Origin of the sequence: Bacteroides sp. HPS0048 (assembly GCF_964240755.1) — a bacterium.
Classification (GTDB): Bacteria; Bacteroidota; Bacteroidia; order Bacteroidales; family Bacteroidaceae; genus Bacteroides; species Bacteroides nordii.
On sequence record NZ_CAXSVC010000011.1, the window covers coordinates 115397 to 132541 of the forward strand.

General features: G+C 40.4%; 12 protein-coding genes. 7 read left to right on the plus strand and 5 right to left on the minus strand.

Features of this window, described 5'->3' with window-relative positions; genetic code table 11:
• Window positions 1-30: 30 nt before the first annotated feature.
• From ACESQI_RS11100 to ACESQI_RS11115, 4 genes are all read right to left on the minus strand, one after another.
• Window positions 31-3570, minus strand: a complete 3540-nt coding sequence (locus ACESQI_RS11100) for a SusC/RagA family TonB-linked outer membrane protein (protein ID WP_002559113.1) — start codon at window positions 3568-3570, stop codon at window positions 31-33.
• A 133-nt stretch (window positions 3571-3703) separates the two neighbouring features.
• Window positions 3704-4639 carry a FecR family protein gene (locus ACESQI_RS11105; protein WP_002559112.1) on the minus strand — a complete coding sequence of 312 codons (936 nt, stop codon included), beginning with the start codon at window positions 4637-4639 and terminating at the stop codon, window positions 3704-3706.
• An 89-nt stretch (window positions 4640-4728) separates the two neighbouring features.
• Window positions 4729-5292 carry an RNA polymerase sigma-70 factor gene (locus ACESQI_RS11110; protein WP_002559111.1) on the minus strand — a complete coding sequence of 188 codons (564 nt, stop codon included), beginning with the start codon at window positions 5290-5292 and terminating at the stop codon, window positions 4729-4731.
• Window positions 5293-6081: 789 nt separating this feature from the next.
• Entirely contained in the window at window positions 6082-7059 is a 978-nt protein-coding gene (locus tag ACESQI_RS11115; protein ID WP_002559109.1) for an ROK family protein, read from the minus strand.
• Window positions 7060-7235: 176 nt separating this feature from the next.
• Here ACESQI_RS11115 and ACESQI_RS11120 point away from each other — a divergent pair, with 176 nt between their 5' ends.
• From ACESQI_RS11120 to ACESQI_RS11145, 6 genes are all read left to right on the plus strand, one after another.
• Window positions 7236-7952, plus strand: a complete 717-nt coding sequence (locus ACESQI_RS11120) for an ABC transporter ATP-binding protein (RefSeq protein ID WP_002559108.1) — start codon at window positions 7236-7238, stop codon at window positions 7950-7952.
• A gap of 132 nt (window positions 7953-8084) precedes the next feature.
• Complete coding sequence (locus ACESQI_RS11125; protein ID WP_007483811.1) at window positions 8085-9344, plus strand: ABC transporter permease; 1260 nt, start codon at window positions 8085-8087, stop codon at window positions 9342-9344.
• Between the two features lie 155 nt (window positions 9345-9499).
• Entirely contained in the window at window positions 9500-10744 is a 1245-nt protein-coding gene (locus ACESQI_RS11130; RefSeq protein ID WP_002559106.1) for an ABC transporter permease, read from the plus strand.
• 64 nt (window positions 10745-10808) lie between these two features.
• Entirely contained in the window at window positions 10809-11912 is a 1104-nt protein-coding gene (locus tag ACESQI_RS11135; RefSeq protein WP_122200989.1) for an efflux RND transporter periplasmic adaptor subunit, read from the plus strand.
• Between the two features lie 18 nt (window positions 11913-11930).
• Entirely contained in the window at window positions 11931-13247 is a 1317-nt protein-coding gene (locus ACESQI_RS11140) for a TolC family protein (protein ID WP_195660493.1), read from the plus strand.
• A gap of 43 nt (window positions 13248-13290) precedes the next feature.
• Window positions 13291-14871 (plus strand): ExeM/NucH family extracellular endonuclease, encoded by a 1581-nt coding sequence (locus ACESQI_RS11145; RefSeq protein ID WP_373126080.1) that lies wholly within the window; start codon window positions 13291-13293, stop codon window positions 14869-14871.
• An 84-nt stretch (window positions 14872-14955) separates the two neighbouring features.
• Here the strand turns inward: ACESQI_RS11145 and ACESQI_RS11150 are convergent, their stop codons facing one another.
• On the minus strand, window positions 14956-15456 hold the full coding sequence (locus ACESQI_RS11150) for a DUF3836 domain-containing protein (protein ID WP_278508118.1): 501 nt from the start codon (window positions 15454-15456) through the stop codon (window positions 14956-14958).
• A gap of 261 nt (window positions 15457-15717) precedes the next feature.
• Between ACESQI_RS11150 and ACESQI_RS11155 the strand changes: the two genes are divergently transcribed.
• Window positions 15718-17145: an O-antigen translocase gene (locus ACESQI_RS11155; RefSeq protein ID WP_002559100.1), complete on the plus strand. Its 1428-nt coding sequence runs from the start codon at window positions 15718-15720 to the stop codon at window positions 17143-17145.

Genomic DNA, 17145 nt, shown 5'->3' on the forward strand with positions numbered 1-17145 from the left:
TTTTTATATGTCTCATATATGAATGTCTATTTAAAAGTTTGCTTTAACAGAAAAGCCGAATGAACGAGTGGACGGCATGTTGAATATCTCGAATGCACCCAAGCCGTTTTGTGTGGAAAGCGAAATATCAGGATCAACCGGTGCGTCTTTGTATAAGAACAGAAGATTACGGCCAATGAAAGAAAGGGATACATTTCTGCCCATTCCCAACAAATTGCGGAATGTATACCCCAGTGACACCTCTCTCAACCGGAAATTAGTAGCATCGTACACATACTGAGTTGCATTCACATCTCCACCGATAGAACTATAATAACTTTCAATCGGCGCAAGATTTCCATCAGGCATAACTACTGCAGGTTGTCCGTTCCACACCAGCGAAGGATCTCTCTCGGCAGCCAGACGAGCATTCGCAGTACGTTGTGAAGAGCCTAAGCGGTCTAATTCGGCCTCGGTGAAAGAAACAACTTTCCCTCCGATTTTACCGTCTATCAAGAAATACAAAGTAGCATTTTTATAGCTAAACGAATTACTCCATCCCAACTGATACTTAGCATTCATATTGCCTACATACATTTCAAATTTCTTATCAGAAAGAGTAGGTCTTCCACCAGTCAGTACAATGTTTCCCTGTTCATCACGTTTAAAATCGGTAGCATAAATATCTCCGTAAGATCCTCCTTCTTTGTATTTAACTTTCAGTTTATTGTTAGCAATAGACTGCTCTGTAGGCATTTCACGTCCGTTACTGTCACGATATGTCTTTACTATTACGTTATTGTTATACGAAAAATTGACTGACGTTTTCCATAAGAAATCTTTAGAGTCAAACAGATTGTATGAAACAGTTGTCTCTATTCCCGAATTTCGGATAACACCCGAATTCACCGGACGTTGTCTGCCTGCATCCTGAATCAGTAGATAACTATTGTGCATACTCGAATTATAGTAAGTAAATTCAAGCTCCAAAGCATTATCGAAGAGAGCCACGTCAAATCCGGTTTCAAACGATTTGGTCTTTTCGGGAATAGCATTCTCGAAGCGAGTATAAGGTGATGGAGTGATAGCGCCGGTACTTGGATTGATGCCTATATTAGAGAACATTATGTTGGGAATGGAATTACCCACTTCACTATAAGAAGCTCTTACTTTCAGGTTATTAAACACCTCCGGCAATTCAAAAAACCGATGTAGCAGTGCATTGGCACCCGCAGAGAAATAACCATAATTATCAGAAAGGCCGTCATTAGCAAATTGTTTAAAGGCACGATACCAGTCTCTACGATAACTACCTTCCAGATAAACCTTCTCCTTGTATCCTACCTGCCCGGTGAACAACAAACCTTTAGCCCAGTTGGATGTTTTGTTGTAGGTTCTTTCAGAAAAATTACCGCCCGATGCATTGGGTTGAAACAAATTAATTAACGTAGATATTTTTTTCATCGTAGGATCAAAAGTGGTAGCTTCCGTCCAGATTTTCTGCATGTTTCCTTTCATGCTCTGGAGCGTTCCGCCTACAGAGGCAGATACGGAAAAGTCACCAAAACTCTTATTATAACTGAGCATACCGTCTAAATACATTTCCGTATATGTATTCAGTTCCTGTCCGTAGATACCCCGGTCTTCCATCTGGCTAGGATTCCAGGTGGTAGCCATACGCATATTTACATCTTCCAAGCGGGTATGATCAATACTAAACCGACATTGCAGTCTCAGTCCGTCAATAATTTCATAACTTCCGGCAATATATCCATAGGCACGGTTTTCATAATTGATACGGGTATTACAGTTGACCAGCCAATAAGGATTGTTTTGTCGCTTACTCGCATATGGCCATATTTGCTTAGGTCCTTGTAACTCTACCGTTCCCTTGGTGAATACATTATTATTATCATAATAACCATGCTGATTGGAAGTCCATGTAGCATTTTCTTCGCGATAGTTTTTCTTATAATAGTCCATATCTATGTTGCGAGGTGTTGTGTAAAGGTCGTAAAGCGGATTCAGAGAAGTTCCTCCTCCAGGACGGTTACGAGTTTCTGAATTTACATAATTTATTGCAACATCAACATTCAGTTTTTTATTAAAAAGGGTATAGTTCTGACGAAACGTCATGATATGACGATTAAAGTAGTTACGTTTGATCATACCATTGGCATTAGTATTTGCATATGAGAAATAAGTAGTTACGTTTTCTGTACCGCTACTTAATGATACGGATGTATTTGTAGTAACTCCCGTACGGAAAAAGTCTTTTACGTCATCACGGCTTTCATTTCTTAAATGCGCATTCGGATAAGCCATCTCTTCCGGAGTTAATTCGGAAAGTTTTTTTCCCCAGCTATTCAATGCCAGCGTACCGGCAGCAACATTGATTGCTGCACCATAAACATTTTGTATTTCAGGTGTCAATAAAGGATTTTCAAAAGTGATGTTAGAAGATACATTAATACTTAACTTGCCTTCTTTCCCTTTTTTAGTGGTAATCATTATGGCACCATTGGCTGCCGCACTACCATAAAGAGCAGCTGCATTGGCTCCTTTCAGGATATTAATACTTTCAATATCATCTGGATTAATAGCAGATAGCGGATCCGAGCCTTCGGTTATATTTGCATATTCCAGACTTTCTCCGTCATTAAATCCCGCCTGTGAACGTGTATTGTTCGTGATCGGAATACCGTCAATCACCACAAGCGGACTGTTATTTCCCAGAACCGACTTATTACCTCTCAACAATATCTTTGAAGCACCACCGGCACCACCGGCACTGGGGGTAATGGTCATTCCTGCCGCTTTTCCCTGAAGAGCGTTCACAAAGTTAGCATCCTGAACTTTCGTAAGTTCCTCTCCACTGACTTTCTGTGTGGCATATGTCAACGATTTCGATTTACGCTGGATGCCCATTGCAGTGACTACCACTTCATCAAGAGTTTTGGCATCTTCTTCCATTGTAATATTTATGAACTGTTTATTGGCAGAAACAGTCACAGGCGTATAACCGATATATGAAAATACCAGCTCACCGGTGAGTTTGGGAACCTTAATAGTATAGTTACCATCTAAGTCTGTGATTGTTCCAATACCAGCATGTCCTTTTAGGGTTACATTCACTCCTGGCAACGGCTCTCCCTGCGAGTCCACCACTTTACCGCTAATGACATTATCCTTTCCATCCTGTAGTATGGTCTCGTTGCCTATTGGCCTATTAGAAAGAATAATATAGGAACCTTCCGTAGAATAGCTGACATTTGTTCCTTTCAGCAATTGATTTAAAACACTCGATACGGTAGCATCTTTGACTTTTATCGATACTTTTTTTTGAGTATCGATACTGGAGTTTACAATAAATAGATAGTCCGTCTGACTTTCTATTTCATTAATCACTACTTCTAACGGACTGTTGAGTTGAGACAAAGTTACACGTGCGTTTTGAGAATGCACATCCTTTGCTTTCAAACTAAAAACAGAAATAAAGGCTAACAAGAGGGTAATTCTCATAATCTTAAAAAGATGATTAGTTTTTAATTTTTGGAGGCATAGTTCACCACCCAAAGATTTTTTTTTCATATCTTTGTTATGTTTAATATAGTTATTAGATAAATTGTATTATTCAGAGCGTTGATGTAGTTTGCAGCTATCAGCGCTCTTTTCCTTTGAGTTTCATTGAGTCAGGTTTTCCATGTTTTTCACCATAGGCTGTCTATTTTATATAAATTATTTGATTTTCTTCATTTCTTTCAAAAGTGAATTTGACATCCTTCTGTAATACCCTTAAGGCATATGAGATGCCATCCGACTGACGAAATTTACCGGTATAACGGGCGCTTAAGACCTTCTTATTTTCAATCTTTATAGTCACCCCGTAGCAAGTCTCGAATTTGGCCATTATATTGTTGAATGTTTCATCTTTAAAGCAGATGAGTCCCTCTTTCCACCTATAAATATTATAATCCTCTATTGGAACTGCTTTTAAATCTCCCCGACTCAGGATTGCCATTTCATCGGGTTTTATCAATAGTTCTTTTGTACCGGACGTTACTTTGACAGAACCTTCCATCAGAGAGGTTACAAAAGCATCATTATCGGCATACGCTTCCAGGTTGAATTTAGTACCCAAAACTTCTACATTTCCTTTGGTTGTTTCTACAATAAACGGTTTTTGAACATTGTGTGCTACTTCAAAATAGGCTTCTCCGTTCAAATGTACTGTTCGGTTCTTTCCTGTAAAGGAAGCCGGATATTCTATGGTTGATCGCGAATTAAGCCAGATTACCGTTCCATCCGAAAGTTCAAGATTAATTCTTTGCCCTGCAGGAACCGTAATTTTCTGCATTGCCAATAACTCTTCGTTCGGATAATAATTAGTATATATATATGTACCTATTAAAGTGATTGTTATTACAGCAGCAATTTTCAATACCTCTTTTATCCGGTTGTAACCAATGAAAAATTTCTTCTTTTGGAAAGAACGAACTTTATCTTCGTCTGCTGACAATACCAATGTATCAAACAGCTTTCGTTCCTCTAAAAAGAGCTTATAATTATCCGGTGACGCCTCCATCCAGTTTCTTATCCGGATCTCTTCCGGCATGGAAGTTTTTCCTTGAAAAAAGTTATATAATAGTTCTTTATCCATGATTGATCATTAAAAATGCATACACTCTTTTTATCTTCTTATTTGTAAAGCAGATAATAAAGGTATATCCCTAGTAGAAAATTGTTTTTTTAATAGAAAAATAAATAGAGGAATACAGGAAGATAGTCTTTCAGACTGATTCTCAACTCTTTGAGAGCCTTACCTATATGAAATTCAACACCTTTGGTTGATATATCCATTTTTGCAGCTATCTCTTTGTGAGACATATTTTGCATACGGCTCATAATGAAAATCTCCCGGGTACGCGAAGGAAGTTTAGCTAAGGTACGGTTAACGATTTCCATCGCTTCCGCATTAAAAAGTTCACTGGGATTACATGCTTCAAGAGTAGCAATACGGGTACTGAGCTCCCATTCAGCATGAGACTGAATACTTTCTTCAATATCTTTATGTATTTGTTGCTGCTGAAGATAATTCAGACATTTGTGTTTTACAACAGTGAGCACATAAGCAGGTATATTGGTATTTTCATCTAACCGCTCCCGGTTTTCCCAATAATAAACCAATGAATCTATCACTATATCTTCTGCTACTACCATATTTCGCACGTATGTTTGCGCAAAACGGGTAAATCTCCCTTTATAGTCGGTAAACAGTTGGTTAAAAGTGATTGGTTCAAGAGTATCGCTCATTGCTTTTTTCATGTATTTAATACAAAGGTAGCAAAAATGCGAATGTAAGATAAACAATCTTAAGTTTTTTTTAAGAAACATATCCTATAGCATATTTTTTAAAAAAGGCAGAATAACTTTTTCCGACCATACATAGTATATAAGAAACAAGCGAATTATCGACAAATTAAGCTGAATATTATAGATGTCACATCAAAATACAAAGTTTTATAGATTTCGTACGCATGAAACAAGATATTCCTTAAAACAAAGAGGGTCTATACGATACTTATGGAAGTTTTTTCCCGGTACATTGAGATATAACGATGTGCAATGAAGTAATATATATCCAAAACCATAATGAGCTAAATAACTTTGTGTTAATATTGTTAATACGTTTTTTAACGTTTTAATTTGCCCCTCCCAAAATGTACAATTTAACATGACAAGAATGTACGATTTAGCATAACAAAAGTGTACTATTAACACTCATATAAGCATACACTTTTGACACACCTTAAACAGAAGAATCATATTCACTATAAATCAATCACTTACATAGAAAATAAATATTCAATTCTATCTTATAACTCCTTTTAAAGAATTCCTATAATTATCTTTCTGACAACTATATATTTACCATATAAACCATTGATAAAAAGAAAACGAAATCTTATTATTTCTTCGTTGATTTAGCTTCCACCGGACTTTTTCAAGTGTATCCTCGATCAGAAAATCCAAAGCCCCGAATGAACAACTGGTTCATCCGGGGCTTCATTACCTTTATAAATAATTAATGGGACACGCCTATTACATATCTTTCAGTTCCCAAGCCAATGCACTGGCACCCAATACAGCAGCATCAGAATCTTTCAGTTCAGAAACCAGCAATTTGGTTTTTCCTTTATAGATATTAAGCAGGTTGTCTTCCATGGCTTTGTGGATCGGCTTCATAATGTAATCACCCGACTTTGCCAGACCACCGAACAATACAATCGCTTCCGGACTGGAGAACGCTATGAAATCTGCCAGTGCTTCACCAAGCAAAGTACCCGTAAATTCAAAAATCTCCTGTGCCAATTTATCACCTTGCACTGCTGCGTCATATACATCCTTAGAAGTAATGTTTTCAGCAGAAATATTACGCAAAAGGCTTGCATCTGTACGGGCAGCCAACAATTCACGTGCTGTACGAGCCACACCTGTAGCCGAGCAGTAAGTCTCCAAACAGCCTTTACGACCACAACCGCACATACGTCCTGTACCGCGACGAACAATCACATGGCCCAATTCGCCGGCAAAACCGTCATGACCATAAACCATTTGTCCGTTAATTACGATACCGCTACCTACACCTGTTCCCAGCGTGATCATGATAAAATCCTTCATACCACGGGCAGCACCATATGTCATTTCGCCTACAGCAGCAGCATTCGCATCATTGGTCAATGCAGTAGGAATACCAAGTCGCTCTTCAAACATAGCGGCCAAAGGAATAATACCTTTCCACGGCAAGTTTGGAGCAAACTCAATTGTTCCGCTATAATAATTTCCATTAGGAGCACCGATACCGATACCTTTTATTTTTTCAACTCCACCCTGTGAAATAATAAGCGGAAGAAGATTCTTGCACACTTCATCTACATACTCTTCTACTGTAGAATAGGCCTGAGTTTTCACCGAGCCACTTGCTATAATAGTTCCACGTGCATCTACTATACCAAAGACAGAATTTGTTCCGCCTATGTCAATACCCACTACATAGGGCTTTTCCATGTTTGAATTCATGATAGTTCGTTTAAAAGGGTTAGCTTATTAAATATTTATTGCACACAAATTACGTAAAGAAGATTGATTCGGCAAAATGTTTTTGAAAAAAAGTTCACTCTGTTTGCAACTTTTCGTATCTTACGTGCGTCTAATAGATGAAATTATAAGAAAATAAAAACTAAACAAAGGAAATTGTGATATACCTTAAAGACATTAACAAGACCTACTACAACGGAGCACCTCTCCATGTACTCAAAGGTATCAACCTCGATATCAAACGGGGTGAATTTGTATCCATCATGGGGGCATCGGGCTCAGGAAAATCCACTTTACTAAATATACTGGGTATTCTGGATAATTATGATACCGGCGAATATTACCTGAACAATGTATTGATAAAGAACCTCAGCGAAACGAAAGCTGCAGAATACAGAAACCGGATGATCGGGTTTATTTTCCAATCTTTCAATCTGATCTCTTTTAAAAATGCAGTGGAAAATGTAGCCCTCCCGTTATTTTATCAGGGAGTGGGACGTAAAAAGCGTAACGCTTTAGCACTGGAATATCTCGACAAACTGGGACTGAAAGACTGGGCTCATCACATGCCAAACGAAATGAGTGGTGGACAAAAACAACGTGTGGCAATAGCACGGGCACTAATCACCCAACCACAGATAATTCTTGCCGATGAGCCCACCGGAGCATTGGACAGTAAGACTTCCGTTGAAGTGATGCAAATCCTGAAAGACCTTCACAAAACAGGAATGACCATCGTGGTAGTAACTCACGAAAGCGGTGTGGCCAACCAGACCGACAAAATAATCCATATCAAAGACGGAATCATCGAACGGATCGAGGAGAATCTTGACCACGATGCATCGCCTTTCGGACAGCACGGAATAATGAAGTAAAGATATTTACGATTGGGCGATTGACTATTTACGATTGAAAAATCTTTGTAAATCATAAAGCCAAGGGACAGTCGTAAATACAAAAGTAATTTCAATCGTCTAATTGTAAATCGTTAAATCGTAAATAAAATCATGTTTGACATTTGGCAAGAAATATACGGTACCATCAAGCGGAATAAACTTCGTACCTTCCTCACCGGATTTGCTGTGGCATGGGGGATTTTTATGCTTATCGTACTGTTAGGAGCAGGTAACGGATTGATACATGCCTTTGAGCAATCGTCTTCGGAAAGAGCACTGAACTCCATAAAAATATATCCGGGGTGGACAACCAAATCATACGAAGGACTGAAAGAGGGACGAAATATCCGGTTGGACAATAAAGACCTGGATGTGACAAAACAACAATTTCAGGAAAACGTTATCAGCGTCGGTGCAACTCTGTATCAGAGAAGTGCCAATCTCAGCTTTGGCAAAGAGTATGTCAACCTGAGTCTTACAGGCGTATTTCCCAACTTTCCGGAAGTAGAAACCGTGAAACTCTCCGAAGGAAGGTTTATCAACGAAATGGATATACAACAACGCAGAAAAGTTGTTGTTCTTAACGTCAAGACAGCCGATATACTCTTCGGGAAAACCCATACAAACCCCATCGGACAAAATGTAAAGACCGGAGGTATCGTCTATCAGGTGATAGGACTATACAAAGATCAGGGAGACAATAGCTCAAGCGATGCCTATATCCCTTTTACTACTCTTCAGATTATTTACAACAAAGGTGATAAACTAAACAACATTGTATTTACCACCAAAAACCTGAAATCAATAGAAGACAACGAAGCCTTCGAAGCGCAATACCGTAAAGTGCTCGGAGCCAATCACCGCTTTGATCCCACAGACAACAGTGCTATCTGGATATGGAACCGGTTCACCAATTATCTGCGAAACATGGGCGCAATGAATATGCTCCGGATTGCCATCTGGGTAATAGGGATCTTTACGCTGTTAAGTGGTATTGTGGGAGTATCAAACATTATGCTGATTACCGTAAAGGAACGTACCCACGAATTCGGTATCCGCAAGGCCTTAGGAGCCAAACCGGGATCTATCTTATGGCTTATCATCGTAGAGAGTATTGCTATAACAACTTTCTTCGGATACATAGGTATGGTAGCGGGTATTGCCGTAACGGAATGGATGAACAGTGCTTTCGGAAACCAGCAAATGGACAACGGTATGTGGTCGGAGACAGTATTCTCTAACCCGACAGTGGACCTGAGTATTGCCATACAAGCAACTCTAACGCTGGTAGTTGCAGGAACATTGGCAGGATTTTTCCCCGCGCGCAAAGCGGTTAGTATCAGCCCGATTGAGGCACTGAGAGCGGATTAATAATATTTTCGATTGGACGATTTACAATTTACGATTAAAGGTCCTTCGTAGCTTAACAGAAATTCGAGATAAACAAATGGAGCATGAGGGAAACAAAATATTCTTTTGTCGTTTAGCTCATACCCCAATAATATAGCACTTAGTAAATAATAAAGATGCGAATAGACATGGACACGTGTGAGGAAATCCTCATCACGATAACAAGAAACAAAACCCGAAGCCTGCTTACGGCATTCGGTGTATTTTGGGGTATTTTCATGCTTGTGGCACTCATTGGCGGCGGACAGGGTATGCAAAATGCAATGCAGGTACAATTTGAGGGGTTTGCTACCAACTCAGGATTTGCCTGGCCCCAACGTACAGGTGAGGCTTACAAAGGATTTAGTAAAGGACGTTGGTGGAGTATGAACATCGATGACATTGAACGGATACGCGAAAATGTAGAAGGTATTGAGCTTATTACTCCTTCCATTGCCCGCTGGGGGGCTAAATCCGTACACGAAGACAAAAAGTTCGACTGTATCGTAAAAGGTCTGCACCCCGAATATGAAAATATCGAAGCACAGGATATTGCACTCGGACGATTTATAAACGATGTGGATATCCGCGAAGCACGTAAAGTGTGCGTCATCGGAAAGCGCGTATACGAAAGCCTGTTCACCCCGGGAACTGACCCGCTGGGGAAATACATACGTGTAGACGGAATTTACTATCGCGTTATCGGCATGTCGGTAGCAGAAGGGAATATCAATATTCAGGGACAGTCGTCAGAATCGGTTATATTGCCCTTCACAACCATGCAACGGGCCTATAACTTAGGACGTAACATAGAACTGGCCTGCTTCACAGTGAAACCCGGACTGAAAGTGACCGATATACAACCGGAAGTAGAACGTATCATTAAAGAAGCACACTTTATATCGCCAGACGACAAACAAGCAATCATGGTATTGAACACAGAAGCCATGTTTTCAATGATGGACAACCTATTCACAGGAATACGCATTCTTATCTGGATGGTAGGACTGGGTACACTGCTGGCAGGAGCAATCGGGGTATCGAATATTATGATGGTGACTGTTCGCGAACGAACCACCGAAATCGGTATTCGCCGTGCCATTGGTGCACGCCCCAAAGATATTCTCCAGCAGATTCTCTCCGAAAGTATGGTACTGACCACCGTAGCCGGAATGATGGGAATTTCATTTGCCGTGCTGGTACTTCAGGTTATGGATCTTACAATTACCAGTGACAGCGGAAGGTCTTTCGGCTTTCAGGTGACATTCGGCTTAGCCGTAGGTACTTGTCTGCTACTTGTCACGCTGGGCATGCTGGCAGGACTGGCACCTGCTTACCGGGCAATGGCAATAAAACCGATAGAGGCTATCAGGGACGAATAACAGATATGCGCCCCAAAGAAAAGTGAAAAACAAGAATAAAATAAAAATCAAAAATAAAACTAAAATGAAAAAGTTTCTGAAAATCACATTGTTAGTACTTCTGGCAGCCGGTATTATAGGGACATTTGTATTCCTGTGGATGAAATCAAGACCCAAAGTTGTTGTATACGAAACCGTAACAGCAGAGGTGGCCGACCTTCAAAAAACAACCGTAGCTACGGGAAAAGTAGAGCCACGTGATGAAATTCTTATCAAACCACAGATCTCCGGTATCATTGACGAAGTGTATAAAGAAGCCGGACAAAGTATCCGTAAAGGTGAAGTGATTGCCAAAGTAAAGGTCATTCCGGAACTGGGACAGGTAAACTCTGCCGAAAGTCGTGTGCGTCTGGCAGAAATCAATGAGAAACAGGCACAAACAGACTTTGACCGCATTGAAAAACTATTCAAAGACAAGCTGATCAGCCGAGAAGACTTTGAGAAAAGCGAAGTAGCACTGAAACAAAGCCATGTAGAAGTGCAGACAGCCAAAGATGCTCTCGAAATCATCAAGGAGGGTATCACCAAAAACAGCGCTTCACTCTCCAGCACACTGATTCGCTCTACAATAGACGGACTGATCCTGGACGTTCCGGTAAAGGCTGGTAATTCGGTTATCATGAGTAATACATTCAATGACGGAACGACTATTGCTACGGTGGCCAACATGAATGACCTGATCTTCAAAGGCAAGATAGACGAAACGGAAGTAGGCCGTATCCACGAAGGTATGCCCGTAAAACTGACTATCGGTGCATTGCAGAACCTGACATTCGACGCTACACTGGAATACATTTCACCCAAAGGTGTGGAAGAAAACGGGGCCAATCAGTTTGAGATAAAAGCAGCGGTATCCGTTCCGGACAGTGTACAAATCCGTTCGGGCTACTCGGCCAACGCAGAGATTGTGCTTCAACGTGCCCAGCAGGCATTAGCGGTGCCCGAAAGCGTGATTGAATTCAGTGGTGACTCTACATTTGTATATATAATGACAGATTCCATACCAGAACAGAAATTCCAGCGCAAATCGGTTATAGCCGGTATGAGTGATGGTATCAAGATTGAAATTAAAAGTGGCGTAACAGCCAAAGACAAAATCCGTGGAGCGGAAAAGAAAGATAAGAAGTAAAATCAATAACAGGAAATTATGAAAAAAGGACTTATTATATTCTCTCTTACCACACTCTGTGCCACCAGTCAGGCTCAGGAGGGGTGGACGCTACGCCAATGCATTGACTATGCCATCGAGCACAATATAGAAATTCAGCAAACAGCTAATGCTGCCGAGCAAAGTGCTATAGAGGCAAATACGGCAAAGTGGGCAAGGTTACCGAATTTGAGTGGCTCAGCAAGTCAGAATTGGAACTGGGGACGTTCGGCTTCGCCAGAAGATATCGGTGGTTACACCAACTCCAACACCTCAAGTACACAGTTCGGCATTAATACAAACATACCACTTTTTACAGGATTACAAATACCTAATCAATATGCACTTTCCAAACTGAACCTTAAAGCCGCTATTGAAGATCTGAATAAAGCAAAAGAAGATATTGCTATCAACGTGACATCTTCTTATCTGCAAGTTTTGTTCAATATGGAACTCAGTAAGGTAGCAGCCAGCCAGACGGAACTCAGCAAAGAGCAATGTAAACGCATCACCCGTCTTGCCGAAGTGGGAAAAGCTTCATCTGCCGAAGTAGCTGAAGCTAAAGCACGTGTGGCACAGGATGAGATGAGCCTGGTACAAGCTGAAAACAATTACCAACTGGCTTTATTGGACTTGAGCCAATTGCTTGAATTGCCTACCCCCGAAGGATTCACACTCGCACAACCGGATACTATAGTAAATTTCATTCCGCTAACCCCACCGGATGATATTTATACGGAGGCATTGAGTAATAAACCGGGCATCCGGGCTGCACAACTTCGCTTGGAAGGTAGCGAGAAAAACATACGCATAGCGCAAAGCAATTACTATCCGCAACTCTCTTTCGGAGCAAGCATAGGAACGAACTATTACACTGTGGACGGGCATTCCAAGTATGGCTTTAGCAGTCAAATGAAAAACAATCTGAATAAAGGCATCGGATTCAATTTGAGTATACCACTGTTTAACCGTTTGGCTACCCGCAATCGTGTTCGTAGTGCCCGGCTACAGCAAACCAACCTCGCCCTGAAACTTGATAACACTAAAAAGGTGCTTTATAAAGAGATTCAACAAGCATGGTACAACGCAGTAGCTGCCGAAAGTAAATTTAACAGTAGTACAGCGGCCGTTGCTGCCAACGAAGAGTCTTTCCGCCTGATGAGCGAAAAGTTCGACAACGGGAAAGCTACTTTCGTTGAATACAACGAAGCCAAACAGAATCTGACAAAATCGCTGTCGGACAAAATACAGGCAAAATATGATTATCTGTTCCGTACCAAGATTCTCGACTTCTACAAAGGAAAGGCTATTGAGTAACCAATAATATCAGTATCTTTGCTTCATAAACAAAAAACTGTCTATGAAGCAAAGGTTATTCCTATTACTGATTTTCCTGCCGGTCGCTCTGCTTGGTCAACAAAAAGTTATCTTCCCTGATGATTTTAATACAAGCCTGAATGGAAAGGATGTAACCATTACCAATCCGCTCATTATCACCGATACCCGAAAATTAAGTTCTAACGGTATATTGGTTTTAGCCGCCGAACGCATACAGTCTGCCACAGAAGAACATGAACCTGGGATAGAAATGTATGCTCAATGGCAAAAAGACTTCCCTAAGCGCATACTATCCCTTAAAGTAGATAAAACAGCTTTTTACCGTACCGGACAACAAACCACCAACCTTACAGGAACGGTATCTGTCAGTAACGGCACTTATACAATTATCCCCAAAATAGCTCCTTCTTTCGCAGGTAATGAACGTACCACTCAACCCCGGGAAGTAACAGTACCACACAATCTGAAAATCGCCAGTTTCAATCTGAACTTCTACATTGCAAATTCGTCTCTGTGGAATCCGGACTACGGTGCAGCCAGCCAGAATGAATTCACACGCCAACGTACTAAAATACTTGCAGCTCTCAAAGCAATAAATGCAGACATATACGCACTCTGCGAAGTTGGTGAAGGAAAAACGGCCGTGCAGGACATTGTGGAAGGATTGAATGACATAGCCGGAACAAACCGGTATGCTTATACCGACAACGGGGATACGAAAGAAAGTACGTATACTAAAAATGTATTTGTTTACAACACGAATAAGGTAGAACCTTATAAAGAAGTCCTCACCATTGGTTCATATCTCAAACTCCGTCATGTGGCACAGGCCTTCAACCTAAAAGAGAACCAGGAAAGGCTGATTATCTCATTGAATCATTTTAAGTCGAAATCGTCTGGTAACGGCACCGATGCCGATCAATATGACGGACAGGGGAAATCAAATAATCAACGGAAAGCAGAAGCCTACACATTGGTCAACGAACTGAATACACTAACCAATTATTACGAAGATCCGGATATACTGATACTGGGAGATTTGAATGCATACTCCAGAGAAGACCCGATACGGATACTTACAAATGCTTCTTTAGTGAACTTACTGGAACATTTCTCTCCGCAGGATTATAGCTATGTCTACAATGGAGCTATCGGTTATCTGGATCACTCCATAGCCTCTACCAGCATGAGTAAGCAAGTAGTAGATGCAGCGCCCTGGCATATCAATGCAGATGAACAAAGTAAATTTGGTTATAAAAATGCCGTAAACTATTCGCCGGATCCCTATCGCAGTTCTGACCATGACCCTATCATTACCACTTTAATGCTAGACCGTGCTACGGGTATTTATACTCCGGGGAACGGATATAAAAACAGAATTCAGATATCCGGCAACCCACATGATGGATATCTCACTCTGCAAAGCGAACGTATAGACAAAGTAGAAGTACTTAGCATCAACGGACAAATACTTTTCACAAATACACCTGCCGTAGCAGGTAATTATTTCATTCTACCAACCAGCGGACTCACGGGTGGTTTTTATATCATTCGTGTTTACTGCAATAATTATTGCATTACAGATAAAATTGTACTTCCATAAAAGAAAGTATACACTGAAAAACGAAGCTCCGCGTTACCAAGAAAGTAACGCGGAGCTTCATTTTTATTTTTATTACAAATATTTTTAATAAGCAAATGCTATCAGATTTGAATTATCGTCAACTCTGTTTACCACATTCATTGTCCAGTCGCTCTCTGATTTACTCCACTTATAGTTCATATAGGCAACCGGCATATTTTGCTCATTCAACTCATAAACCGTTTTCTCTACTGAATCAATATACGCTCTGCGACTCTCATTCCAACGTGCATATTCCATTGTGATTTCATTGTTGGCGTACAAATAAGTAATTTTAAAATACGGAGTCCATTTGTCATGACTACCATCCCACTTAAATGCCTCTTTTGCAGTCATTCTATTCTGATCATCATAAGAAAAATCATATTTCATATGACGATAAAGCGAACCATCCATACGATAGATAACCTTCGACGTAACTAAGTCCCCCTCTTTAACTTCATTCGTCACAAAATTCGTATCCTGTGCTTTTAACTCTGCATTTATAACACCTGTAATTGTCATTACTACTAAAACAATCATTCTGAAAAATACTGTAGTCTTCATAATCGTATATTTTTTATTAGTTAATTTTTTTCCTGTTTATATATTAGACGTATTGACTTATTCAAAGGTTGCATCACTTTCTGTTTTTTTTCGTTTTTTATTTGATGACCGCCTTCGTATATCTAAATGCAAGAGGTGTGCCAGAACAATAAAATACTGATAACCAACAGTATAAAATAAATCCTTAGTGTACGAAAATGAACACATGTACGCTTATATGCGGACAGTGTACTATTTTTAATTATCTTTGCCTATTGTTTTATGGAACAACAAAAAGAATATAGAAGCATCGTAAAAGCTACAGCCCTCTTCGGAGGCGTACAGGCTTTTCAGGTTCTGCTTACTTTGGTACGTACCAAAGTGGTGGCATTGCTTCTTGGTGTAGACGGTGTAGGCCTGTTAGGAATGTTCAACAATGCCATAAGCATGGTACAAAGTATAACGGGGTTAGGTATCAATCAGGGAGGTGTCAAAAGCCTCTCCTCTGCCGAAGATCCCCGTAAAGCTGCACAAATAGCAACTCTAATCCGGCAAATGAGCTTATATGCTGGCTTACTCGGTGCAGTGGTGGTGCTTGCACTTTCTCCCTGGCTATCACAATGGAGTTTCGGAACCCGGGACTTTACAGGAGCATATATGTGGCTCGCCTGTACCATCTTATTTGATACGCTGACCAAAGGAGAACTTGCTATATTTCAAGGATTCCGACGCCTCCGTATTCTGGCACAAGCCAATCTACTGGGTGCATCTGCAGGACTTCTTATTTCACTACCTATTTATTATATATGGAAAACGGATGGCGTTGTGGTTGCTATTATACTCTCTTCCATTTGTGGTTACTTTGCTACACTGCTGTTCCGCGACAAACAAAAAGTGCCACCTTTATCTGTTCGTCAGGAAGGTAAAAGTATCATCACAATCGGAGCCATGCTTACCATTAGCGGTTTTGCCAGTACATTGGTCAGCTATCTATTCAATATCTACCTTAGAAGTCACGGTGGATTGGAGGACGTGGGTATCTACCAGTCCGGGTTCGGACTGATAGACAAATACATCGGGCTTATCTTTGTGGCAATGAGTACCGACTACTACCCCCGACTGGCAGCTGTTCATAATCAAAACACGAAACTCAGTTCCATAATGAATCAGCAGACCGTAGTATCACTGCTGATACTGTGTCCGGTTATCACAATCTTTCTGCCAACAGCACCACTAATTGTCCGCCTGCTACTTACCAAGTCGTTCCTACCAGTCATTCCTTTTCTGTCATGGGCCATCTTAGGTATGATCTTTAAAGTGGTTTCTACCAGTATGGGATATATACTTATCGTTAAGGGAGCACACCGGTTATTTCTTGGTACTGAATTATTTTCATGGAGCACTATACTAATAACCAATATCATAGGATATACTGTATGGGGAATTGAAGGAATAGGGATTGCTTTTTTATTCAGTTATGTCTGCTATCTGACAGTGGTGGGAATTTCCTGCAGAAAAATCTTCAAGATTGTATTTAACCGGGAAGTATTATACCTATTTCTCTTTACCAGTACATTAGCTATAGCCAGTTTTATTTCTGTACGCTATCTGGTACCTGTCAATCCTTGGTATGGCTATGCAATATGTGTGTTATTAATCACATTTTCCTTATGGATTGCCATAAAAAGACTATGGCAGCATATTAAATAA

Coding starts and splice junctions, on each gene's coding strand:
- ACESQI_RS11150 (WP_278508118.1), bottom strand. CDS start 15,456: ATGAAGACTACAGTATTTTTCAGAATGATTGTTTTAGTAGTAATGACA.
- ACESQI_RS11110 (WP_002559111.1), bottom strand. CDS start 5,292: ATGAGCGATACTCTTGAACCAATCACTTTTAACCAACTGTTTACCGAC.
- ACESQI_RS11140 (WP_195660493.1), top strand. CDS start 11,931: ATGAAAAAAGGACTTATTATATTCTCTCTTACCACACTCTGTGCCACC.
- ACESQI_RS11155 (WP_002559100.1), top strand. CDS start 15,718: ATGGAACAACAAAAAGAATATAGAAGCATCGTAAAAGCTACAGCCCTC.
- ACESQI_RS11115 (WP_002559109.1), bottom strand. CDS start 7,059: ATGAATTCAAACATGGAAAAGCCCTATGTAGTGGGTATTGACATAGGC.
- ACESQI_RS11130 (WP_002559106.1), top strand. CDS start 9,500: ATGCGAATAGACATGGACACGTGTGAGGAAATCCTCATCACGATAACA.
- ACESQI_RS11100 (WP_002559113.1), bottom strand. CDS start 3,570: ATGAAAAAAAAATCTTTGGGTGGTGAACTATGCCTCCAAAAATTAAAA.
- ACESQI_RS11125 (WP_007483811.1), top strand. CDS start 8,085: ATGTTTGACATTTGGCAAGAAATATACGGTACCATCAAGCGGAATAAA.
- ACESQI_RS11145 (WP_373126080.1), top strand. CDS start 13,291: ATGAAGCAAAGGTTATTCCTATTACTGATTTTCCTGCCGGTCGCTCTG.
- ACESQI_RS11135 (WP_122200989.1), top strand. CDS start 10,809: ATGAAAAAGTTTCTGAAAATCACATTGTTAGTACTTCTGGCAGCCGGT.
- ACESQI_RS11105 (WP_002559112.1), bottom strand. CDS start 4,639: ATGGATAAAGAACTATTATATAACTTTTTTCAAGGAAAAACTTCCATG.